This is a genomic window from Alcaligenes pakistanensis (assembly GCF_014652815.1).
GTDB classification, from domain to species: domain Bacteria; phylum Pseudomonadota; class Gammaproteobacteria; order Burkholderiales; family Burkholderiaceae_B; genus Alcaligenes; species Alcaligenes pakistanensis.
Genome location: NZ_BMZN01000002.1, coordinates 233,034 through 256,519, shown reverse-complemented (window position 1 = coordinate 256,519; position 23,486 = coordinate 233,034). Strand labels below are relative to the sequence as shown.

22 protein-coding genes are annotated in these 23,486 nt (G+C 55.1%); 4 read left to right on the top strand and 18 right to left on the bottom strand.

Features of this window, described 5'->3' with window-relative positions:
• Positions 1 to 69 precede the first annotated feature (69 nt).
• The 12 genes from IE156_RS06120 to kynU form a co-directional block, all read right to left on the bottom strand.
• Entirely contained in the window at positions 70 to 879 is an 810-nt protein-coding gene (locus tag IE156_RS06120; RefSeq protein WP_189391653.1) for a phosphodiesterase, read from the bottom strand.
• 9 nt (positions 880 to 888) lie between these two features.
• A complete protein-coding gene (locus IE156_RS06115) occupies positions 889 to 1,731 on the bottom strand; it encodes a carbohydrate ABC transporter permease (protein ID WP_189391652.1) in 843 nt (280 codons plus the stop codon).
• A complete protein-coding gene (locus IE156_RS06110) occupies positions 1,731 to 2,621 on the bottom strand; it encodes a carbohydrate ABC transporter permease (protein WP_189391651.1) in 891 nt (296 codons plus the stop codon). Before IE156_RS06110 ends, IE156_RS06115 begins: the two co-directional genes overlap by 1 nt.
• 12 nt (positions 2,622 to 2,633) lie before the next feature.
• Positions 2,634 to 3,896, bottom strand: coding sequence for an ABC transporter substrate-binding protein (locus IE156_RS06105; RefSeq protein WP_189391650.1), 1,263 nt, complete (start codon positions 3,894 to 3,896; stop codon positions 2,634 to 2,636).
• An 18-nt stretch (positions 3,897 to 3,914) separates the two neighbouring features.
• Complete coding sequence (locus IE156_RS06100) at positions 3,915 to 5,009, bottom strand: ABC transporter ATP-binding protein (RefSeq protein ID WP_189391649.1); 1,095 nt, start codon at positions 5,007 to 5,009, stop codon at positions 3,915 to 3,917.
• Positions 5,006 to 5,776, bottom strand: coding sequence for a DeoR/GlpR family DNA-binding transcription regulator (locus tag IE156_RS06095; RefSeq protein WP_189391648.1), 771 nt, complete (start codon positions 5,774 to 5,776; stop codon positions 5,006 to 5,008). The genes IE156_RS06100 and IE156_RS06095 overlap by 4 nt, the downstream gene beginning before the upstream one ends.
• A 170-nt stretch (positions 5,777 to 5,946) precedes the next feature.
• Positions 5,947 to 7,809 carry an amidohydrolase gene (locus tag IE156_RS06090; protein ID WP_189391647.1) on the bottom strand — a complete coding sequence of 621 codons (1,863 nt, stop codon included), beginning with the start codon at positions 7,807 to 7,809 and terminating at the stop codon, positions 5,947 to 5,949.
• 300 nt (positions 7,810 to 8,109) lie between these two features.
• Positions 8,110 to 8,661, bottom strand: a complete 552-nt coding sequence (locus IE156_RS06085; protein WP_189391646.1) for a peroxiredoxin — start codon at positions 8,659 to 8,661, stop codon at positions 8,110 to 8,112.
• Positions 8,662 to 8,749: 88 nt separating this feature from the next.
• Positions 8,750 to 9,301 (bottom strand): TetR/AcrR family transcriptional regulator, encoded by a 552-nt coding sequence (locus IE156_RS06080; RefSeq protein ID WP_189391645.1) that lies wholly within the window; start codon positions 9,299 to 9,301, stop codon positions 8,750 to 8,752.
• Positions 9,302 to 9,500: 199 nt separating this feature from the next.
• Positions 9,501 to 10,445: a hypothetical protein gene (locus tag IE156_RS06075; RefSeq protein WP_189391644.1), complete on the bottom strand. Its 945-nt coding sequence runs from the start codon at positions 10,443 to 10,445 to the stop codon at positions 9,501 to 9,503.
• A 367-nt stretch (positions 10,446 to 10,812) separates the two neighbouring features.
• Entirely contained in the window at positions 10,813 to 12,186 is a 1,374-nt protein-coding gene (locus tag IE156_RS06070) for an amino acid permease (RefSeq protein WP_189391643.1), read from the bottom strand.
• Between the two features lie 37 nt (positions 12,187 to 12,223).
• Entirely contained in the window at positions 12,224 to 13,474 is a 1,251-nt protein-coding gene (gene kynU, locus IE156_RS06065; protein ID WP_189391642.1) for a kynureninase, read from the bottom strand.
• Between the two features lie 143 nt (positions 13,475 to 13,617).
• On the opposite strand from kynU, the gene IE156_RS06060 reads away from it, so the two are divergent.
• Complete coding sequence (locus IE156_RS06060) at positions 13,618 to 14,079, top strand: Lrp/AsnC family transcriptional regulator (RefSeq protein ID WP_153228992.1); 462 nt, start codon at positions 13,618 to 13,620, stop codon at positions 14,077 to 14,079.
• A 57-nt stretch (positions 14,080 to 14,136) separates the two neighbouring features.
• Here the strand turns inward: IE156_RS06060 and IE156_RS06055 are convergent, their stop codons facing one another.
• From IE156_RS06055 to IE156_RS18385, 6 genes are all read right to left on the bottom strand, one after another.
• On the bottom strand, positions 14,137 to 14,841 hold the full coding sequence (locus IE156_RS06055) for a GntR family transcriptional regulator (protein ID WP_189391641.1): 705 nt from the start codon (positions 14,839 to 14,841) through the stop codon (positions 14,137 to 14,139).
• A gap of 172 nt (positions 14,842 to 15,013) precedes the next feature.
• On the bottom strand, positions 15,014 to 15,982 hold the full coding sequence (locus tag IE156_RS06050; protein WP_189391640.1) for an ABC transporter substrate-binding protein: 969 nt from the start codon (positions 15,980 to 15,982) through the stop codon (positions 15,014 to 15,016).
• 34 nt (positions 15,983 to 16,016) lie between these two features.
• A complete protein-coding gene (locus IE156_RS06045) occupies positions 16,017 to 16,793 on the bottom strand; it encodes an ABC transporter permease (protein ID WP_189391639.1) in 777 nt (258 codons plus the stop codon).
• The gene (locus IE156_RS06040) at positions 16,790 to 17,581 is read right to left on the bottom strand and encodes an ABC transporter ATP-binding protein (RefSeq protein ID WP_189391638.1); all 792 of its coding nucleotides are present in this window, start codon (positions 17,579 to 17,581) and stop codon (positions 16,790 to 16,792) included. Before IE156_RS06040 ends, IE156_RS06045 begins: the two co-directional genes overlap by 4 nt.
• A gap of 55 nt (positions 17,582 to 17,636) precedes the next feature.
• Positions 17,637 to 18,065 carry a hypothetical protein gene (locus IE156_RS06035; protein WP_189391637.1) on the bottom strand — a complete coding sequence of 143 codons (429 nt, stop codon included), beginning with the start codon at positions 18,063 to 18,065 and terminating at the stop codon, positions 17,637 to 17,639.
• A 237-nt stretch (positions 18,066 to 18,302) separates the two neighbouring features.
• Positions 18,303 to 19,316 (bottom strand): TetR/AcrR family transcriptional regulator, encoded by a 1,014-nt coding sequence (locus IE156_RS18385; protein WP_229841060.1) that lies wholly within the window; start codon positions 19,314 to 19,316, stop codon positions 18,303 to 18,305.
• A 508-nt stretch (positions 19,317 to 19,824) separates the two neighbouring features.
• On the opposite strand from IE156_RS18385, the gene lldP reads away from it, so the two are divergent.
• The 3 genes from lldP (at position 19,825) to lldD (ending at position 23,486) form a co-directional block, all read left to right on the top strand.
• Positions 19,825 to 21,492, top strand: a complete 1,668-nt coding sequence (lldP, locus tag IE156_RS06025; protein ID WP_189391636.1) for an L-lactate permease — start codon at positions 19,825 to 19,827, stop codon at positions 21,490 to 21,492.
• A 78-nt stretch (positions 21,493 to 21,570) separates the two neighbouring features.
• Positions 21,571 to 22,350 (top strand): transcriptional regulator LldR, encoded by a 780-nt coding sequence (lldR, locus tag IE156_RS06020; RefSeq protein WP_189391635.1) that lies wholly within the window; start codon positions 21,571 to 21,573, stop codon positions 22,348 to 22,350.
• Entirely contained in the window at positions 22,347 to 23,486 is a 1,140-nt protein-coding gene (lldD, locus tag IE156_RS06015; protein ID WP_189391634.1) for an FMN-dependent L-lactate dehydrogenase LldD, read from the top strand. Before lldR ends, lldD begins: the two co-directional genes overlap by 4 nt.

Below are 23,486 nucleotides of genomic sequence, written 5' to 3'. Positions count from 1 at the left end.
TACTTGGGGATGAACCCGAGTAGCGCGGACCGTTTCAACCAAGGTCCGGCTGCTATTTCAAAGCAGGCTTTAGATGCATTTCAGAGCATTTAAGTCGCCGGTATACGGAAAGCGCAGCTCCTCGTAGCCAAAGGGCTGGAAATGCACCGTCAGCCCATCCGCATTCGGCAAAATCACCGCATAGCTGGCCGGCTCAAAAGTAGACGTAGCCGCGCCCTCCCGTTCCAGATCCAGCTCGTGTTGATGGTTGGTGCCATTGACTGTGACGAAATGCAGACCGTTCCACACACCACTGGCACAGCGGTGTACGTGGCCGGAAAACAAATGCACAGGAGCAGGATGGGCCTTCAAAACAGGCAAAAGATCCGGGGCATTGCTCAAGCGTAACCAGTCCATGGACGGATACTGCAAAGCAGGCAAGGGATGGTGTGAAAACAGCATCACCGGTCCGGTGTGAGCGGCCAGTTCTTGTTGCAACCACTCCAGACGCCGGGCACACAGATAGCCGTTGGTGTAGCCGTCTTCCAAGGTATCCAGATAAATCAAACGCCAGTCGCCCCTGGTCTCCGCATGCTGCACAAAACCAAGTAAATCCGTTGTGGCCTCTGGGAACACACTATGAAAAGCAGGGCGACTATCGTGATTACCCATCATCAAACGCACAGGCGGAATCAAATCCAGCAGACCTTCACGCAGGCGCTCGTAAGCGCGTTGATGACCGGCATGGGTCAAGTCTCCCGTTAACACGCACAGGTCTGCATCGGCGTGGTGTCGATTGACGTGCTGCACGCAACTACGCAAGCGATCCAATGGGTCCGAGCCAAACAAAAGGCCATCGGGCGGGGTAATGTGCAGATCCGAAAACTGGATGATCTTCATCAGAATTCCTTAACGAATGCCGGCGCGTAAAAAGGCCTGCATAAACTGCTTTTGAAACAGTAAAAAGCCCAGCAAAAGCGGCAGGATAGTCATTAGTGTGGCGGCACTGATCAGGGAAATACTGACACCACTTTCAGGCGCACCAAACAGGGATAAACCCACGGTCAAAGGTCGGGTGTGGTCCGAGCTGCTGATCACCAAGGGCCACAGAAAATTGTTCCAGTGCGTAGAGACCGATACCAGGGCATAAGCCAAATACACAGGTTTGACGAGCGGCACATAAACACGCCACAAAACACCCAGGCGGCTGCAACCTTCCAGGCGGGCAGCGTCTTCCAGTTCACGCGGCACTTGCTTGAAGGCTTGGCGCAACAGGAACACGCCAAAGGCACTGGCCATATACGGCACACCCATGCCCCAGACCGTATCGGTCCAGCCCAGCAAAGCCACCATGCGGTAGTTCTCTACGATCAGCACTTCGGGCAGGATGAACAGCTGCAAGAGCAGCAGCATGAACAAAAACTGGCTACCAAAGAACTGAAAACGGGCAAAGGCGTAAGCGGCCAAGGTACACAGCACAAACTGCCCCACCAGAATGGTCAAGACCAGCACGGTGGTGTTGAAGATATAGCGTAGCCAAGGCGCTCGGTCCCAAGCAGCGGCAAAGTTATCCAAGGTCCAACCTGCACTCCAATCGAAGCTCAAGGCGGCGGACGGGTCACGAAAGGCCGCCCAGCAGGCATACAGCAAAGGCGCAATCCACAGCAGGGCCAAGGCATGCGCGCCTACCGTGTCCAAGGATGGCAAACGCAGAGTGCGGCCGGGGGCAGTCAAAACGGTGTCCATGTTCATCACTGGTAATGCACGCGTCGTTCAGCGTAGCGGAATTGAAAAATAGCCACGGCGCCCAGGCCTAATAAAAGCACCACCGTCAGCACAGCTGCACTAGGCGTATCCATATAGGCAAAAGCCGTCTCCCAGATCCAGTACAGCACAAGCTTGGAGGCATTATTGGGGCCGCCCTTGGTCAAGATAAACAAGTGATCAACCAGCTTGACCGAGTTGATCAGTGCATTGATCAGAATGAATAAGGTAGTAGGGGCTAATAAAGGCAGCAGCACACGACGGCCATACTGCCAGCGCGTCGCCCCTTCCAGACGAGCGGCATCGCGCAATTCGGGTGGGATGGTTTGCAAGGCGGCCAGATAAAAGATCATGAAAAAACCGGCCTCTTTCCAGATCGTCACCACCATGACGGCGCCCAAGGCCGTTTGCGGCTGGCCCAACCAGTTGGTGGCGCCTGCTCCAAACAGCTTGGCAATCTGATCCAGCAAACCCAAATCTGGCGTGTAGAAAAACAGCCATAAATTGGCGGCCGCAATCATGGGCAGCATGGTGGGCGTGAAGTAAGCACAGCGCACCCAGGCTCGCATGCTCATGGCCCGATTGGCCCACAAGGCCATCAACAAAGCCAATGCCATGGACACCGGAATCACAATGGCGGCGTACCAAAGATTGTTCTTGAGCACCAACCAGAAGGTAGGATCGGCCAGCATGACATCGTAATTATCCATACCCACAAACTGGGCAGGGCGGCGTGCTGTTCCTTTACTAAAGAGGCTGGACCAGAACGTGTGCAGCGCCGGGATAAAGGCAAACACACTTAACAGCACAAACAGCGGCGTCAACAAGAGGTAAGCAAACACCCACTCTTTACGCAGCACACGCAATGGTTCAGCCATTCCTGCACCTGCTTAGTTAAAAGGACGCAGCAAACGGTCTGCAGCGGCCTGCGCCTCGTCCAATGCAGCTTTAGGCGTCTTGGCATTGGTCAGTACCGCTTGCACAGCGTTGGACAGCAGCTCACGCACACGGGCGGTTTCGTAGGTCGCAAACTCTGGCGAAGCCACAGCCAACTGATCCCGGGCCACTAAAGCCTGGGGGAAGGTCTTGGCATACTCGGTCAGAGCGGGGGTTTCGTACGCCGCTGGGCTGACACCGACATAGCCCGTTGCCATGGACCAATCAGCAGCACGTTCTGGCGCGGTCATCCAACGCACGAAATCCAGTGCCGCTTTTTTCTGCTCTTCGTTAGCGCCCTTGAACAGATAGAAGTTGCCACCGCCGGTAGGGGATGCCGCCTTTTCCTTGGCAGGCAGCATGGCAACCCCAAAGTCGAACTTGGCTTCGTTCTTCACCGCAGTCAGGTTGCCAGTGGTGTGCCACATCATGGCTGTTTTGCCTTGTACAAAAGCTTGGCGCAGCGTGCCCCATTCGATGGTGCCAGTAGGGCTGACTTTGTGCTTGTAGGCCAGGTCATGGAAGAACTGCAAAGCCTCGACCGACTTGGGATCGTTGAAGTAAACCTGCGTGCCTTCCTCGTTCATCAACTGACGGCCATTTTGCAAAGCCAGAGCCTGGAACATCCAGTAGGGGTAGCCAGTCGATGGGATCATCAGACCGTGATGCTTGTCCGTCGTCAGCTTCTGAGCGGTTTGCACCAGCTCGTCCCAGGTTTTAGGTGCTTGATCCGGATTCAGGCCCGCTTCGCGGAACATGTCCTTGTTATAGAACATGACGATGGTGGAGCGCTGGAAGGGAATGCCCCAGACCTTGCCTTCCAAAGTGCCATTCGCCATCAAGGCGGGGTAAAAACTTTTCAGCCAGTCCTGGCTAGGCGCATCCTGGGCCACGTCGCTAAAGGCTTCAACCAGACCCTGCTCCACCAGATCATGGGTATCCAATGCACCCAGTACAGACAGCTGCACCGGTTCGCCAGCACGCAGGGCCGACAAGGCACGCACACGGGTTTCATCGTAATTACCGGAATACACGGCTTTGACTTTGACTTCCGGGTTTTGGGCCTGGTAGTCCTTAATCATTCCATCGACTACATCGGTCAGCGGACCGCCCACGGCAATGGGGTAGTACATGGTCAATTCCACCGCGCTATGCGCGTTGGCACCCAGGCCCATCAAAAGGGCGCTGGAAGTGGCAAGCAGACAATTCTTCAACATGAGTAGACTCGCAGTACGTTAGGGAAGAACAGCAAAAGGCACAGCGGTCAGAGCCTCTGCAGACGGTGTCCACAGGCGAGCCCCGCTGTCCTGGTTAAAATAAAAAGCGTGAACGGGGTCCCAACTGAGGCCACAGCGAGCGCCCGCCTCGACGCTGCGGTTGTGCGGCGCGCGCACGATTAAGGTATGACCGTCATCGAGCTGCACATAAACATAGGCATCGGCACCTTGAAACTCCTGATGCACCACCGTGGCAGGCACATGCTGTTCACCAACAGCGTGCAGACTCAGGTTTTCCGGACGTACTCCAACCAACACACGGTGCGGTTGGTCGTACTGACGGCGCGATGGCCACAGGTCCAAAGGCACGTGATCGCTGTGGATCATCATCATGGGTGGGCTGCCGATAAAACCGGCGGTAAAGACGCTGTTGGGCTGGCCGTATAAATCCTGGGCACTGCCCTGCTGCTCAATGTTCCCGGCGTTCAGCAACACCACATGGTCAGCCATGCCCATAGCTTCCGTCTGGTCATGGGTCACATAGACCACAGTCAAACCCAAGCGTTGTTGCAGGGCACGGATTTCATGGCGCACCGTGTGACGCAGCTTGGCGTCCAGATTGGAAAGCGGCTCGTCCATCAAGCAGATGCGGTGACCCGACACGATGCTGCGTGCCAGGGCCACACGTTGGCGCTGACCACCCGACAACTGGCCGGGTTTGCGCTCTTCAAGACCTTCCAGATTCGTCAGGGCCAGAGCTTCACGCAGACGCTCTTTTTGCTGCTGCCGATTTGCACGACGTACTTGCAGGCCAAACAGAATGTTGTCAGCCACATTCAAATGAGGGAACAAAGCGTAGGACTGAAACACCATACTCAAACCACGTTTGGCTGGTTCCATATACGTGGCGTCCTGCCCATTGATCAGCAAGCGGCCTTGGTCGGGAGTTTCCAGTCCAGCAATAATGCGCAGCAAGGTGGATTTCCCGCAGCCCGACGGGCCCAGCAAAGCAGTGAACTGGCCTTCCTGAATGGACAGATCCATTTGCTTGAGCACCGCCTGCTCACCCCAGGATTTTCCTATGCATTGCAACTCGATAGCGGCGCGGCTCATGACTGCACCTCGTCGGCAATCACAAGCTGTATACGCGTTGGAATTTGCTCTCGGTAAGGCTCGGGAATGGGCTGGTCGGTAACCAGAATATCCACATCATCCAAAGAGCCGCTGCGCACGGGGGCACGGCGACCAAACTTGGTATGGTCCAGCACCAAAATCCGGATACGGCAATTGCCGCGCAGGGCTTTGTGACAATCGGACTCGGCCATATCAAAATCCAGCAAAGCCCCGTCTGAATCAAAGCCCCCTACTCCGGACACGCCAAAGTCGGCTTTAAAGCTGTTGAACAGGCGCTCGGCACCAGGGCCCAGAATTTCAGGATTGGGTTGACGCAGTTCACCACCCGTCAGCACTACGCGGTGGCTCATATTGTGAGACAGAGCCAAGGCTGCGCTGATGTTATTGGTGACCACGGTTAAATCACGATGGTCGGCCAGGGCCAACGCTACTTGTTCAGGTGTCGTCCCAAAGCCCAGCAGCAAGCTGGCACCGGGAGGGATCAACTTGGCAACGGCGCGTCCGATGCGGGCCTTGGCTTGCAAATGGGTAATGCGACGCGTCTGGAACGGGATGTTGCGCTCGACCGCATTCAGCTCGGCACCACCATGGCGGCGACGCACCAGATCGGCTTCATATAAATGGTTCAGATCGCGTCGTATGGTCTGCGGCGTCACCCCGAAATGCAAGGCCAAGCCATCTACTGACACAGCCCCTTGGGCGGCCAGCAAGTCCACGATAATGCTTTGCCTGACGGAAAGGTTCATAACACGGCGTATGGGTTTCGTTTGAATACCCGGCAGTGTAGAAACGCGAGGTTACGGCTCGGTGACGCTCAGATGAAAGTTTTATGACGTCAGCATGTTCATATGAACATGCTGACGCTTAATTCAGACAGCATTCGCACGGTCTGTCTGATATTAGTGACGGACTAGCCTTACTCAAAGCCCCGCAGCAGGGCGCCCATCAGCAATTCGGGGCCATGTGCGTGCTCTGCAGAGCCTGTTTCAGACGCCTGGTGTTGCCACTCATTCAGAAAACGGGAAAACATCTGGCCGGTCTGTGCCTGGCTGAGCCGCTTTGTCTCCAAGGCCCCATCCTGTTCATAAATGAGCTTGCCCCGCTTGATGGTCTGAACCACTTGCAAGCTGGTCAATTGCTCAGGGTCGACCGATGTCGGGTCTTGCGACAGGACGACAAAGTCCGCCAGCTTGCCCGGCTCAATCGAGCCTTTCTCCTTCTCCTCAAAATGCTGGAAAGCCGGCCAGATGGTCATCGCCTTAAGGGCCGTCACTACATCTACCCTCTGGTCCGGCCCCAGAATATCGCCCGATCGAGTGCGACGAGTCACGGTCGCCGACAGCACCCGCATGGAATCAGGAAAAGCAACTGGCGCGTCGTGGTGAGTGGAAAACATCAAGCCATGCTCGCGCACCCAGCCAGTGGGAGAAATATTGTCGGCATTGACCGGCCCCACCGTGCGGTCACGGTGCCAGTCCCCCCAATAAAAAGTGTGCATGGGGAACAAAGAAGGAAAGACATCCAACGCCGCTATGGCCGCCACCTGGTCCCGGCGCAAAAACTGCCCATGAATCAATACGGCTCGCCGATCCCGGGGGCCATACTTGTCACGGGCTGTTTTAATCGCAGCCAACAAAAGATCCGAGGCTGCCTCACCATTAGCGTGAGTCAGAAGCTGTATATCGTTCTTGAAGGCCCAGTCCACCGACTCAAACACCTGATCTGGCGTGACCGCCGCATAACCCCGGTAATCGGCGCGGTAGCCTTCTGGCGGTCTGTAATAGGGGCGGTCGCGATAAGCCGTAAACCCCTGAGGCGAGCCGTCAATCGTGAGCTTGGCACCCGCCACCCGGAAACCGTCGGTGTAATGCCGCGATACATGACGCGCGATAAAGTCCCGGTCCTGTAGCACATCAACGTAGACAGCAACATCAATATCGATCTTGCCCGCCGTCGCCGCTGCCTGCATTAAAGGCACCGTATCGGACGTCGCCCGCCCCTCCTGCCCGGTCGTGTAACCATAGCGCTTTAGCAGATCGGTCCCGGCAACAAACAGAGCCTGGACCTGTTCGGAGGTAAGTTTGCCCATCTGGCTGGCCACGCTGGAGAAAAAGGCCATCTCCTCCAACACCCCATTCGGTTGGGTCCCGCCCTCTTCTCGCCGAATGACACCGCCGGCAGGATTCGGGGTTTGGACGGAAATGCCCGCCATCTCCAACGCCTTGCTATTAAGCACTCCAATATGGCTGGACTGATGAATGATGATAATCGGCACTGACTCGGACACCGCATCCAGTTCATGTCGATTGGGGTGTCGCTGTTCCGCCAGCTGGGCATCGTCATATCCAAAGCCCAGGATCAGGCCCACCTCCCTGGTTTTACTTTGCTCAAGCAGCCATTGCCTGAGCGTCTCCTGCAAACTCTGTATATCTTTCACCGCGCCATCCGGGGGCGATAGAAGATTGGCGGACATGGCCTGCACACCGATCATGAAGGCGTGGCTGTGTGCGTCCACAAAGCCCGGCAGCAAAGCCTTGCCCTGCAGGTCAATCACGGTGGTGCCCGGACCTTTATAGGCTTGCATCGCCTGCAAGGTGCCCACATCCAGAATCAGACCATCCTTGACCGCGACCGCTTGGGCAGCAGGTTGGCTGTCACTCATCGTCAGCACGGGACCTCCCATCCAGATCTGATCGGCCATTTCCGCCGTCCAGGCAGAGCCAGCCATCACCATACTGCTCGCCAATACACACATTTTCAGTATGCTTTTGAACGACATATGTTCCCCTTTCTATTCAGAAGAAAGTTGCCAACTCGTTTACTGTGCCCCTCACCATGCTGTCCTCTCCGCTGGAGAAGGACCTGTCCAAACACAAGGACCAGTTCGACCATGGCGCTAGCGAAGAGGTTGACCCCCGAAGCTGCCAATAATGTAGTGGCGGCAGGCACTCTGGCGCCCTTGTTGACACTGAGTTTACCCACGACCGCCATCTTATTTTTGAGCGTGCCCTATATGCTCAATACGGCGACGGTACCGCCATGCCGTACTGACCGAAACAACAGGCCGCTATCCCGGTTTTTACTTGGGTCCCTGTTGTGCGGTCCAGTCGCGTACGGCGCCCAGGGTCTTGTTCACGTGCTCGTCCGGCTCCATCGCCGTATATTCAAAAATGATTTTTCGCTCAGGCGAAATGACGTAGGAAATGCGGGAAGCACGTTCGGTGTGCGTCCCCAGGCCCGCGTCATAAGCCTTGATGACCTGGCCTGTGGTGTCCGCCCCCACCGCAAACTTGCTGCCGCACGGCCCGGTGGAAAAATCTTTCAGGGTGTCGATATTGTCCGAAGACAAGCCAATCACAGTGGCGCCAAAGTAGCTGTATTCGTCAATAGCTTCCGCAAAAGTATGCGCTTCGACGGTACAACCCTGAGTAAACGCTGCCGGATAAAAATACAGGACGACCGGCCCCTTCTTTAAGGCCTCATCCAAATTGAATTCAAAGGTTTTGCCCGCCAGCGCGGCTTGCACGGTGAAATCTGGCGCGGGTGTGCCCACGTCCAACGCAGCCTGTGCGCTACCAGCCCCCATCAACAGGGACAAACCCAAAGAAAATGTTGCGATTGCCTGCTTCATGCCCTTGCCTCCGTATTTCTGCGCTGCACCAGCAAGCAGCGTAATCCGCAGGAGCATGACAACACAAGGGTTCATTTCCACGCCCCGTTCAAGGGTGGACGATACCGCCCCACAGCAAGGTAAACACATTATTGGGCGCATCATGGCGAGCCAGGCGGCCCACACGAATCAGTCGAGTAGCTTTGCCCAGCAAGGCAAACAAGGACTCGCACAGCCAGATGGCAGACAGATCCCGGCGCAAAGCCCCGGTTTCCTGCCATTGCTGAAACTGATGGATCAAGGTCTGTCGGACCGCTTCAGTACGAACCGTGGAGTATTCCTCCTCAAGCTGCAACTGGCGTTCGACATACATGTACAGCTCCACAATGGGCAGCAGCTCTTGTATGAGTCGCTGAATAGCCTCCTGGGCCTGCCCCTCGCCCATATGAGCACGCTCAATGGCTTGCTCGGCACTATTCACCCCTTCCTGGAAGATCTCCATCATCATGGCTTCGCGAGATGGAAAGTAGCGGCACAAGGTAGCGCGGCTTAAACCCACCAGACCGGCCAATTGCCCCATGGACGCCCGTGGCTGGTCAGCCAGGGCGCTTACAAGGCGCAAAAGCAATTCCTCGCGTGGTCGAGGTTTTGCTGCAGTCATAGTTATTCCTCTAGCTAATACAGGACTGGAATGGGCACAGGACAGCGCCCAAGCATGGAGAGTCGGTCTTATTGTTGTGCGCCACTGGGGATCAGGAAAACTGACAGGCACGCTACCTTTGTGGAGCGTGCGCTAGTGTAACTTCATTAATCGGGAAACCGTATTTCACCCATGGAATAATGACTATGCGGGCGATTTTTTAAACGCTGAGCGACACCCGAGGGGCAGGCCAAAATGCCTCTGTCAGCAAGGTATCCGGGTCCTGATCCAAAGGGCCCGCCTGGGTTTCAGGCACGCAGCGGCGCAAGGCTTGCTGCATTCGATGCAGTGCCAGTTCCCCGGTCGCCCCCGCTGTCACGTGATCCCACCAATAGCGGTGCACATGGCGTACTTGCACCGGCACCTTAGGCAAACCCAGACGCTGGGCCATCGCCAGCCTATGCAGGCCACGATTGATTTTCAGAATACGACCCTCACGGGAAATGACGACACCCAAGGCGTCTTTGCCCCGTCTGGGGTCAAAGCCATCGCGAGCCATTTCGTCCAGAAACTCCAGATAGATGCGCAGGTATTCCAGGATTTTTTCCGGCGTATCCAGAAACACCCCTTGTTGATAGGACTCCCAGGGCTTGCCTTGTTCGATCCGTTTCATCAGCTTTTTAAAGCGTACCGTTTGCTCTAGCTGATGACGGTTTTCATCCAGGTCGCTGATCAATGAGTACCGCGTCCCGACGCGCAAGTCCTCACGCCGCTGGTCCCAGCTTCCTTCCCAGATAAACGCTAACGATGAAGGCCGCTTTTCTTGCTTGCGGGGTGCCTGAATCGCCATACGAATCAGCTCTCGCGGGTTTACATGCAAGGTCAAGGCTGACTCGCCCAGGGTTTCATGGACGATATGACGCGGCAATCCAAATGCCTCGATCCGGCGACTGCCTGCTTTACTGCGCATCCAGCGTTGCAACATGATGCGGCCCAAAGGGAAACCCAGATACTGCTGGGTCTTGTCCCGGCTATGCGCCACCCAATGCGCCAGCAGAACGCGCTGTCGAATCTCGGGCGCAGCCAAGCTGCCAAAAGCCGCATCCGCACCGGGGCCCAGCAAGGCTTTGCCATTTGCTGTACGCAATTCACGCGGATGAGTCATGCGCTTTCCATGACGATTCACAGCTTTCCTCCCAGGCACGTGCTGATATACCGGCCCCAAAAAAAGAACAGCCGTCCAGGACGACTGACGGCTTCTTTTCTGGGCAACCAAAATCCTTATTGAGACATAATAGTCTCAAATCGTACATATTTGTATGATAAAGCCCCCTGGAATCAGAACAAAGCGTCTTGGCTGACAAAGATCAAGCTGCTGCGCACGCCGCGCCATTGGCCGCCATGCAAACAAGCATCCCTACCAATACGGGCACGCCGTTTCTCGGTAAGACACACATCTTCAAAACCGTAATGCAAAAAAAGCCCCCGCCAAAGCAGGGGCTTGTTCAAACAGAGCAACAGAGTCAGGTCATTCAAGCTGCAGGGCGACGGCCTCGCACGAAGTAGATCACGATCAAGGCCAGCAAGAACGGCAGGCCAAACAACAGGGTGTAGTGAAAAATATTGATGAACCAAGTGGTCACCAAAATCGCCACAATGCCAATCAAGCCCAGCAACGTGCCAATCGGAAAAGCTGGCATACGGAAACGCAGCTGCACCCCGTCCTGAGCCATACGACGGCGAAAGAACAAGTGCGTCAGGAAAATCATGCCCCAGGTGAACAAGGCACCAAACATGGACAAGGCAATCATGACCGGGAAGGCCGTTTCCGGATTGTAGGCATACACCACAGCCGCCACGGCCACCCCACTGGCCGACAAAGCCAGCGCGTGCAAGGGCACACCGTTTTTAGCCACTTTGCCCAGCACGGCAGGTGCATCCCCCGCACGCGACAAGCTGAACATCATGCGCGTAGAGATATAAAGCATGCTGTTCATGGCCGACAAGGCCGCAATAATCACAATGAAGTTCAGGATGCTGTCGGCATAGGGAATGCCAACCGCCTGCATCACAGTGATAAAGGGACTGGTAGTGCCATCGGCAACCAGCTGCTGCCAAGGCACCAGCATCACGATCAGGGACAGCGACAATATGTAGAAAATGATCAGACGCCAGATCGTGGCCTTGAAGGCCTGGCGTACCGCTTGCTCCGGGTTCTCCGCCTCGCCCGCCGCCACGGCAATCATCTCGATACTCAGATAACTGAAGATGGAAATGATCACACCCACCCACACTCCATACCAGCCATTGGGCATGAAGCCACCTTGGCCAAACAGGTTTTGCTGCACTTGGGCGGGTTTGTAGTACCCCGTCAAAATACCCACGGCCAGCACGATGAACGCAATGATGGCGAACACTTTAATCAGTGCAAACCAATATTCCACCGAGCCAAAGGCTTTGACACTATAAGCATTGACCACAATCAGCACCGCCGAAAAAAAGGCGATCCATATCCAGGGCGACACGTCCGGGAACCAAAACTTCATATAGTCCGCGACCGCGGTCACCTCGGTGCCCACGGCCAGCACAATGCAGGCCCAATAGCTGTAGCGCACCAAAAAACCGGCTAGCGGATGAATGTAGAACTCCGCGTAGGCCCCAAAGGAGCCCGAAGTCGGATGTTCCACCGTCATCTCGGCCAGGCAGCCCATCAAGACCAGTGCAATAAAGCCACCAATCACATAGCTCACTACCACGCCGGGGCCCGCAAAACCAATGGCAAACTTGCTACCCAGGAACAAGCCGGTACCAATGGCTCCCCCGATCGCAATCATGCTCATTTGGCGGGCATTCAGTTTTTTATGCAGTCCGGCTTCGCGCGATTGAATCTGCTCAAATCGGCTCATGTCTCCTCCTTATGCTTATTTTTTTATGCTGCTGTGATCAAGTCACTTTGGAGCGTGTCTTGTAGGCAGGCTTGTCCCATTCCCTATTAGCAAACACCGCCTTGATATGCTGCACAGCCTGCCAGATATCCACAAAAGACAGATACAAAGGCGTGACACCAAAACGCATCACTTCAGGCTCGCGATAATCGCCAATCACACCACGGGCAATCAGTGCCTGAATGGCGGCATAGCCTTGCTCGTGCGCGAAGCTGACATGGCTGCCACGGAAGTGATGATCGCGCGGAGTAACCAGACGCAAGCCAAACTCGGCGCATTCTTGTTCCACCAGAGTAATGAACAAGTCCGTCAAGGCCAGGGACTTACGGCGGACGGCCTGCAAATCTGTTTGCAGGAACACGTCTACACCGCAAGCGACCAGGCTTAGCGAAACAATCGGCTGGGTACCGCACAAAAAGCGCTCGATGCCAGGAGCGGCCTCATACGAAGGGCTCATGGCAAAGGGATGTTTATGCCCCCACCAGCCGGACAATGGCTGGCTGATCTGGTTCATCAGCTTGGGATTCACCCACAGCAAGGCGGGTGCGCCAGGGCCAGCATTCAAGTACTTGTAGGTGCAGCCAATCGCGAAGTCAGAGTCGCTGCTATTGAGTTCAATCGGCAAGGCACCAACGGAGTGGCACAGGTCCCAGATCAAGAGACCATTATGCTCATGCACCAAACGGTTAGTGGCCTGCATATCGTGCAAGTAGCCGGTTCGGTAGTTAACATGGGACAGCACCACCACGGCGGTGTTCTCATTGACCGCTGTTTGCAGATCGGCCGGGTCATCAAACAGCTCTAACCTATAGTCTTTGCCGAAAAAGGCGTTAAAGCCTTCAATAATGTACAGATCCGTGGGGAAAGAATCGCGCTCGGCCAGAATCACTTTCTTTTCCGGATGGCGTTCTTTTTGCAGATTGACGGCGGCGGCCAGTACTTTGAACAAATTGATAGAGGTGCTGTCGCTAACAATGGTCTCGCCTGGACCGGCACCAATCAAGGGCGACATCTGGTCGCCCAAACGCACCGGCAAGGTCCACCAGCCCGCTTTGTTCCAGCTATTGATCAGGTCGGTACGCCATTCCTGAGAAATGACTTCCTGAGCGCGTTCCATGGCATGCCGGGGCATGGCACCCAAAGAGTTCCCATCCAGATAAATTGTATTGGGAGGCAGGTCGAACTTGGCTTTGAAGGCAGCCAATTCATCGGCCTGATCCCACTGCTCGCATTGCTGCAAAGTAATCATTGTCATGCTCCTCGATTCTATTTTTTACGACTTTTAGTCTAGCATCGAGCTATTGGCAAATTATTCCAAAGCAATGAATATTATGATTAAATTTGGAAGAAAATTCGGTTTCTGAAAATCCTTTTAATAGATAATTCTAAAATATGAGACTTGATGAGACAGACCTGAAAATCCTGCGCCTTTTGCAGGACAACGGCAGGCTCAGCAACCAGGAGCTGGCAGACCTGGTGGCCCTTTCCCCCTCTTCCTGCCACCGCCGGGTAAAGATTCTGGAACAGGAAGGCCTGATCGAAAACTACAGCGCCAATCTAAGCGCGGGTAAGCTGGGCTTTGCCATTGAAGCCTTCGTAGAGGTCAATATTGGCCAGCTTAATGAAAGCGAGCATCAGTACTTGAGCAAAGCCCTGGCCACCATGGACGAGGTTCTACACGCCTACATCGTGACCGGGCAGGCGAACTACATGCTGCACATACGCACACGCAATTTCGAGACCTTCTCTAATTTTGTGATCCACAAGCTCAATACACTACGCGGCGTCACGAAAATTCATTCGCAGATTGTGCTGTCCTGTATTAAAGCCAAGGGGCAACGTTTGCCGGTGTAAACCCGCCAGTCGGCAGGGCTTGGCCTAGCACTAGGGCAAAATCGTGAGCATCGCTTCTTATACGTAGTTCAGCTTGAAGCGCCGCTTGAAATGCTCGCTGCGCCACCAACCCTTGCCACTTTGTACCGGCTTGTCATCGGTATCAAACAGGTCGATACGCTGCACAATGACCGCCTGGTTTTCCTTGATCCACAATTGCTTGGCCATCTCCGCCGAGGCATTGGCCATGCTGATCTCTTCCTGGGCATGCTTGATGGGCACCCCCAATACCGTTGTCAGCATTTCCACCATGGTTCGTGTTTGCAGGTCTTGAGCCTGGATACGTTCCCCGATCGAGCGCAGCAAATAATTCTCTGCAAAATAAAGGGGAACGGCAGACTTGTAGCGCACCGCTTGCAACTTGTAGACCGGTTCGTCAGAGGCGAAGAACTCGGCAATATCAGCCGGCGGCATCACCAGCTCCCAGCTGGCAATCTTGGTGCTGGTGTCTTTGCCCAACTGCACCAGATCATTAATTGAGCCCAGCTCCCAGGAGCCAGTGCTTTTGCGCTCCAGCACGAAGGAGCCACGGCTGGGAAAGCGTTCGATCAAGCCATTGCGGGTCAAAATCGCCAAGCCCTGACGCACGGTAATCCGGCTGACACCAAACATTTCTCCCAGCTCGGCCTCGGTGGGCAAACGGTCGCCCGGCTGCAGGCGACCGTCCTGGATGTAGCGGGTCAGCTTATCGGCAAGTTGTTCGTAAAGCGGTTTTGTATTCACTCTTATGTCTCGTCACATCAAAAACAAGAAAACGTCTGGTTTTAATTAAAAGTATGATTTTCCTGCCTTCAAGGTGCAGACATAGGACCCATCAAGCGATCAAACAAGCTGCCATTATATTTTTTAAATCAGGTCCCGCCTCAATGCGCTTTTTTTCTTCAGCGGCTGGCCCTTATGGATAAAAACCCATGGCCACTTTATCTCTGAACGATACTCGCTGCGTGGTGATCTTCCGGTCTTGCAGGAAGTCAGCGATTCTATCGTAACCATTCAGATCATCCTCGGTAAACCCACGCATCTGGCACTGAGTCTCGCGCAGAAACTCCATAGTCTGCTGCTTGGGGATACGGACTTGTTTCTCCACCGCAGCAGCAGCCAGCGCCGGATCAGCCGTGGTGAGCTCGCAGGCTTCGGCCAGGGCATCCAACACTTTTCTGGCTTGCTCCGGATTGCTCTCCAGCCAAGGCCCCATCGCCGACACCCAGGTGGCGTAGGTGTATCCCACGTCTTTGCTGCTCGCAAGAATATTCCCGCCCTGGCGCTTGACCATATTCGGGAAGGGTTCAAACAGCCAGAACGCATCCACATCACCGCGCAACAACAAAGCAGGCAGTTCGGGCGGGCCAGACTTCACCTGAGCCAGCTTGGCATCAGGGCCATTGAATTTCTCGGTGCTAAGACTGGTCAGATATTCAAATACCCCGCCCGGTACAACGCCATAGGTCTTGATCTGGGCCGGGTCGGTAATCTCCGCCCGCGATACCAGCTTCAGGTTATCGCCCGACTCGCCCACGATCCCAACAGGACGAATGTCAGCATGTGGCATACGGATCAAATGCGTAGTCTCGGTCGAGGCCGTCATTACCGCCTGGCCCGCCATCATGCCATCGACCATAGCCCCGCCCGGTCCAAAGGTAATCAGCTTGACGTCCACCCCATGCTTTTGGAACAGATCCTTATCCTTGGCTACAAAAAAGGATACAAAGGTTGGATCAATACCTACTGCAATCGGCACGGACTGCGCATGCACCGTGCTGGTGGACAGGCACAGTACCGCCAAGGCACCGACTGCCATCGTACTTTTGATGCTGATGTTTTCCTGTGTCAGCTTTTTTGCATACGATCTAATTCTAGTAAACATAACTTGTCTCCTGGCCACCCAAAGGCTTGGGCGATCACACTTTAATGTCGTAACGCCCCAAGAATTTCAAGGCAAAAAACCGCAGAATCTGGTCGCTTAAATAGCCCAAGACGCCCAGCAAAATAATGCCCACGAACACCCACTCCGTACGACCGTAATTGCGGGCCGACCAGATCAAGGCTCCAATCCCTTCCTGGGCAGCCACAATCTCGGCCGACACCACGGTCAGAAAAGAATTACCCATGGCCAGACGAGCGCCGGTCACAATCGCCGGAATGGTGGATGGCACCACCACAGTTAACAAGGTGCGCATGCGGCCTGCACCCAAAGTAGCGGCAGCACGCAAACGGTCCTGGCTAACGGCCTGTACACCGGCCACCACACTGATGATGACAATGAAAATCGTGGCGTAGAAAATCAGCCCAACTTTGGAGGCTTCACCAGGCCCAAGCCAGATGATGGCCAAAGTCACAAAGGCAATGGGCGGAACAAAACGGAAGAAATCGACATAAGGCTCAATCGCTTTGCGCAAAATGAGCGAGCTACCCATGATGATGCCAATCGGAACCCCCACGATGACGCCCATGCTCCAGCCCAGAGCAATGCGGCCCATGGAGGCATAGATGGCTTCAGTAATCATGCCTTCAGACCACAACTCCATGGCGGCCTGCACTGTTGCCCACGGCGAGGGCAAGAACAGCGGAATCAACTGCCTGCTCAACAACTCCCACACCAGGATGCCAAACAGCACGGCCAGCAATGGCACAAAACGGATAAGGCGGCTGTTCGAGCTTGTTTTTTGCGTGCTCATTGCACTTTGCTCCCTATGCCCTGCTCGCTGAGAAACTTGGTCACTTCCTCACCAATTTCGTCTCGCAGCCGGTTATGCAGCTCAATGACGGCCGGGTCCTGAAAGTTGCGTGGGTAAGCCAGATCAATCTTGCTATTGGATTTGATCTTGGCAAACGGGCCGGTTGTCATGGTCACGATCCGATCCCCCAGCAAAATAGACTCGCCTATGTCATGCGTCACAAAAACGATGGTGGACTGGGTTTTCTGGCGAATATTGCTGAGCTCTTCCTGCATCACTTCCCGCGTTTGAGCATCCAATGCGCCAAAGGGCTCATCCATCAACACAATGCGGGGCTCATTGACCAACACTCTGGCCATTTGCAGTCTTTGCCGCATACCACCCGATAGCTCTTTGGGAAACTTGTGCAAGGCCGCACCCAGCCCCACCAACTCAATAAAACGTCTGGCCATTTCAGAACGTTCTTTGGCCGCTATTTTTTTAAGTTTCAGCCCATATTCCACATTTTCCTGAACCGTCAGCCAGGGAAACAGAACCTCCGAGTTCTGGAACACCACTCCACGCTCTACCGATGGCCCTTTTACCGGTACACCGTAAGACAAGATCTCCCCTTGAACCGGAATGAAACCTGCGATGGCGCTCAAAATGGTGGATTTGCCGCAACCACTGGGGCCCAGTAGGCAAACAAACTCGCCCGGTTCGATGGACAGATCCACACCCGAGACGATGGTTTGACTTCCATAGTTGATCGATATATCCCGTAGCTGTATTGCCGCCTGCACCCCCATACATCCTCCTTTGATGTGTCTGGCGTATCGGTTTTTCCGCCCGGTGCTGGAAGGATTACTCCCTTTCCAACAAGCCCTTGATCAGGAACATTTCGGCCTCGTGCACGCAGGACATCTGCTCCCAAGCCGCATCGCTTTGTGTCGCCAAACGCCAGGTCAGCAAGGTCACGACGCATTTGTCGGCTCCGATCTTCAATAAATCGCCCGGAATCACACGAGACATATTGCGAAATTGCATGGCGTCCTTGCTAGCGCCCACCGAGTAATCCACCTGCAAGCGCTGGCGATCAACATCCAGACTGACAAAGGTTTCCTTGCCGGTAAAAACCGAGGTGCCCTTGAACAATCCGGGCTCTACTTCAATGCGGTTAGCACTGCCCCAGGCCCACTGGCCCTGCTTGACGCCCTCCGACATGATCTCGAAAGCCACCTCTGCGGAACGTTCAACCAAGATGCTGCTGGAATGACAATGTGGATCTCTCACGTACCTGCTCCTCTGGATAAGACACTATTGTTATGACAATGAAACTATTGTCATACCAAAGATGAAAAGCGGATACCGGGGAAAACACGTAGGCACCTAATTAGTTAGCAAACAGCGCCCACAGAAAAGCCGCTGGCTATCCCAAAGGACAAGCAGCGGCTGTAGAACCCGGCTCAATACCGTGCCGAGCGGCTCACTCTTTCCTGCATCAGGCTGGATAGAGTGAGCGTGATAACGTTAGTTGGGCGTTACCCATTTCTGAATAAACTCACGCAGTTCATCCGCATTGGACGCCACGCCACCAGGCACGCGATAGACCTTTTCCAAAGGCTCCACCATGGCCTGCATACCCTCTCGAAGAGTCGGGTCCTCGCACATCATCACCATCCCACGACAATAACGACCGAAGCCGTCACGATGAGCTTTTAACCAAAGCACCACTCTTTTACGCCCTTCCGGATCACCTGGGTTTGATGGATCAGGCAGGCTTTCGTAAACCAGAACAAACTCCTGCTCTGCCTTGATCAAGGTTTCCATATCGTCCAGCCATTGAGTGGCCAGTTCCATCGTCAAAGGAAACTCGCGCACCCGCGCCATAGGCAGGGCGGAGGTATCTAGAAACTGAGTGGAAATACCGGAAGAAATATCGTGTTCATTCATTGCTAAAGCTCCTTGAATTAGGGCGGTCATACCCAATTGCAATATGCCCTCCATCTCGACCTCCTCCACCACTCGCTCCACGGCAACGCGCGGTTCGCGGCCAGCAACGGCATACACCGTATCGGCCAGCGCCAGACAGTGGAAGGCCACCGTTCCCATCAGATAACGCGAACGCTCGAAGGACACGCCATAAGCTTGGGCAATGTGCTCCTGATGCTCCCGAATCTTGTCCAGCATGGAAGGGGTGGCCACCAGCCTGCGGATTACATACGGCGTGATTCCCGGATTGGCTTTCACAAAGGCCTGCGTAGCGGCACTGAAGACTTGTAAGTAGTCCTCCAAACTGCCTTGAACCGGGCTTTTAGCCCGAGGCACTTGCCAGCGGCTGAAGATTTCTTCGGCCACCAGCTGTTTGAGTCCTTCCAGATTGCCCACGTGTTTGTAAAGCGCCATCTGGCTGACATTCAAGGCGCTAGCTACACCCACAAAGGTGATATTGGGCAGGCCGATCTGAATACCGGCGTCCGCAATCCGTGCTCGGGTGATGGTGGGAGGACGTCCGCGCAATGCGGGCGCCTGAGGGGTTTGCATATATCTACTTTGACCCTGTTGATAGCAGCGACACGGCATTTGCATGCGCTGCCTCATATTTAATTTAAGAGACTCTACTAATTAGGAGTCTAGTTTACATCCACGATAATGATTCTCAATATCATTTTTTGCAAGGATAGCCATCACGCTAATAGGGTGACCAGACAAGCGACTCCATGAAATTCCACAAGCCGCCAGAATTACCATCTAAAACCGGTTGTAGATCCGCTTTGAACCAGGTTTTCCCTCTCCCATCGTCCTGTCAGCAAGCTGTAACAGCAGCCAAAGCATTTATCTTTCCCCTTAATTGGTCAGACCAATTTTAAAAACAAAAACCCATTAATAACCTTATGACTAGGGTAAACACCGGGATTCCAGGAAATAAGCCTATGGATACAATGCGCTCTACTCTTGATGATCTCGAGAAGTGGTCAGACCAATTTGACGACCTTCAGGCGAACTTGTCGTGCAAGCGCCTCCCCCTTTGCTCCTGCGGAGATAGAACAACATGCAACAAGCGTGGCTGCAGCAATACGATCCGACCGGCAATATCTGGCTGTCGGCCCTGATTGCGCTTATTCCCATCATCTTTTTTTTCCTGGCCCTAACCAAGTTGCGCATGAAGGGCTATATGGCCGGCACGATCACCGTGTTGCTGGCCCTAGGCGTAGCTCTGATTTTTTATCGGATGCCCGTCTCCACCGCACTGGCCTCTGTGGTCTATGGTTTTTTCTATGGTCTGTGGCCGATCGCCTGGATTATTGTTGCTGCGGTTTTTCTATACAAAATTTCGGTCAAGACTGGCCAGTTCGATGTCATTCGGGCCTCTATCCTGTCGGTCACGCCTGACCAGCGCCTGCAGCTGATTCTGGTTGGCTTTTGCTTTGGTGCTTTCTTGGAAGGCGCCGCCGGTTTTGGTGCCCCTGTAGCAATCACGGCCGCTTTGCTGGTGGGCCTGGGTTTTCGGCCTCTTTATGCCGCCGGTCTGTGCCTGATTGCCAATACCGCCCCCGTAGCGTTCGGTGCGATGGGCATCCCCATTATTGTTGCCGGGCAAGTATCGGGTATTGACCCCTTTGTCATCGGCCAGATGGCCGGTCGCCAACTGCCTTTCATGACGATTATCGTGTTGTTCTGGCTGATGGCCATTATGGACGGCTGGCGTGGCATCAAAGAAACCTGGCCCGCCGTTGTGGTGGGTGGTGGCTCCTTTGCCATTGTTCAGTTCCTGACCGCCAATTACATTGGCCCTGAACTACCGGACATTACCTCGGCCCTGGTTTCCCTGGTTGCACTGACTCTGTTCCTGAAAGTCTGGCAGCCCAAGCGCATCTTCCGCTTTGACGCTGAAGACACGGCAGCGACCCAAGATACAAGCGCCAATCAGGCTCCCACCGTGCTGACAACAGGCCGCATCATCAAGGCATGGTCGCCCTTCATCATCCTGACGGTAATGGTGACGATCTGGAGCGTCCAGCCCTTCAAAGCGCTGTTTGCAGCGAATGGCCCGCTGGCCTCGACCATTATCAACATCCCTGTGCCGTTCCTGCATAATCTGGTCGACAAGGCACCGCCCGTCGTCTCTGCTGCTACCCCTTACGGCGCGATCTACTCCTTTAACTGGCTGTCTGCCACCGGCACAGCCATCCTGATTGCCGCCTTGCTGACCATTTTCTTTTTGCGCATGAAACCGGCCAAAGCGGTCGAGACACTGGGCGAAACCTTCAAGGAATTGGCAGTCCCTATCTATTCGATTGGTATGGTGCTGGCCTTTGCCTTTATCGCCAATTATTCCGGCCTGTCTGCCACCTTGGCGCTGGCCTTGGCTCACACGGGTAAAGCGTTCACCTTCTTCTCGCCCTTCCTGGGTTGGATTGGTGTGTTCCTGACCGGGTCTGACACTTCTGCCAACGCTTTGTTCGGTGCATTGCAAGCAACGACAGCCCAGCAGTTGGGCTTGCCCGAAGTACTGATGGTCGCGGCCAACACCACGGGCGGTGTCACCGGCAAGATGATCTCGCCCCAATCCATTGCCATTGCTTGCGCAGCAGTAGGCTTGGCAGGTAGAGAGTCGGATCTGTTCCGTTTCACCGTCAAACACAGCCTGATCTTTGCCGTGCTGATCGGCCTGCTGACAACCCTGCAAGCCTATGTGTTACCTTGGATGATCCCCTAAGGGCCCGCCCTATCCTTCTTCTGCAAGGCACGTAGATTCGTGCCTTGCAGATTTATCTTTTCAGTATGTCCAAGAACTATGCGCCTCTCTGATCACGTTGCCCAACAATTGCTGGCGCTTATTCAATCCAGCGATTTTCAGGCCGGGCAACGGCTTCCTGCCGAACGCACGCTGGCGGCCCAATTGAATGTGTCCCGCGCTTCACTGCGCGAGGCGATTCAGCAACTGAACAGCCAAGGTATCTTGCGCAGCCAGGTCGGTTCAGGCACTTACCTGACCTCCCACACGCCGCAGTGGACCCAACGCTCCGTTGATCCGCTGGCCGCCTTGATGTTGTCCGATCCCCAGTACCGTTACGACGTTCTGGAAGCGCGTATTGCCCTAGAGAGCAGCACCACCTGGCACGCCGCCCTGCGTGCGTCTCCCGACGATAAAAACAAGATCCTTCAATGCTTTGAACAAATGATTCGCCATCAGCAAAGTGGCGACACCGTGCAGTCCGCCCGTGCCGATGCCCAGTTTCATCTGGCCATTGCCGAGGCTTCGCATAATCTGGTCTTGGTCCAGGTCATGCGCGGACTATTCGATCTGGTGCTAAGCAGCGTGGCCCAGAACCGGGACATCATCATGTTTGTGCATGATTCACCCGAGACCCTGACACAGCTGACGGCACAACATGAAGCACTGGTCAAAGCCATTATTGATAGTGATCCGGCTCGTGCACGCAGCGTCGTGAACGAGCACCTGGGATACGTACGCAACACCCTCATCCAGGCTGACGAAGATCTTGCTCGCCGTGAACGTGCTGCGCGCTTGCAAACCCCTCCCCCAGCCCTACCCGAATCTGCCCTGCCATGATTATTTCTTCCTCGACCGACTACCGGCGTGCCGCCCAGAAACGCCTGCCACCCTTTTTGTTCCACTACATTGACGGCGGTGCCTATGCCGAGCACACCCTGCGTCGCAATGTGGACGATCTGGCGAACGTGGCTCTGCGCCAGCGTGTCCTCAAAGACATGAGCCAGCTGGACACCAGCATTGATCTGTTCGGTGAAAAGCTGGCTATCCCTGTCGCCCTGTCCCCGGTGGGACTGACAGGCATGTACGCACGACGCGGTGAAGTCCAGGCGGCCCAGGCGGCCGATGCCCACGGCATCCCCTTCACCATGTCCAGTGTCTCGGTCTGCCCGATCGAGGAAGTGGCCCCACGCCTGAAACGGCCCATGTGGTTCCAGCTTTATGTTCTGAAAGACCGTGGCTTCATGCGCAATGCGTTGGAACGCGCTCAGGCGGCTGGCTGCAGCACCCTGGTCTTCACGGTAGACATGCCTGTGCCCGGCGCGCGTTACCGTGATGCCCATTCGGGTATGAGCGGCCCAAATGCTGCCCTGCGCCGCTACGCCCAGGCCATTACCCACCCACGCTGGGCCTGGGACGTAGGCCTGATGGGCCGCCCACACGATCTAGGCAATATCTCACGCTACCTGGGTAAACCTACCGGCCTGGAAGACTATATGGGCTATCTGGGCGCAAACTTCGACCCCTCTATTTCCTGGAAAGATCTGGAGTGGATACGCGAATTCTGGAAAGGCCCCATGGTCATCAAAGGCATTCTGGACCCGGACGATGCCCGCGATGCGGTGCGCTTTGGTGCCGATGGCATCATCGTCTCGAACCACGGAGGTCGTCAGCTGGATGGCGTGCTGTCCTCGGCGCGCGCCCTGCCCGCCATTGCCGATGCTGTCAAAGGCCAGATCAAAATCCTGGCTGACTCGGGTATCCGCAGCGGTCTGGATGTCGTGCGCATGATTGCCCTGGGAGCCGATGCCACCATGCTGGGCCGCGCCTACATTTATGCCTTGGCCGCCGCTGGCCACTCCGGGGTAGACCACCTGCTGAGCCTGATTGAAAAAGAAATTCGGGTGGCCATGACACTGACCAGTGTCAGCAGCATTTCCCAGATCACCTCTGACCTGCTTGTACAGGAGTCTTGA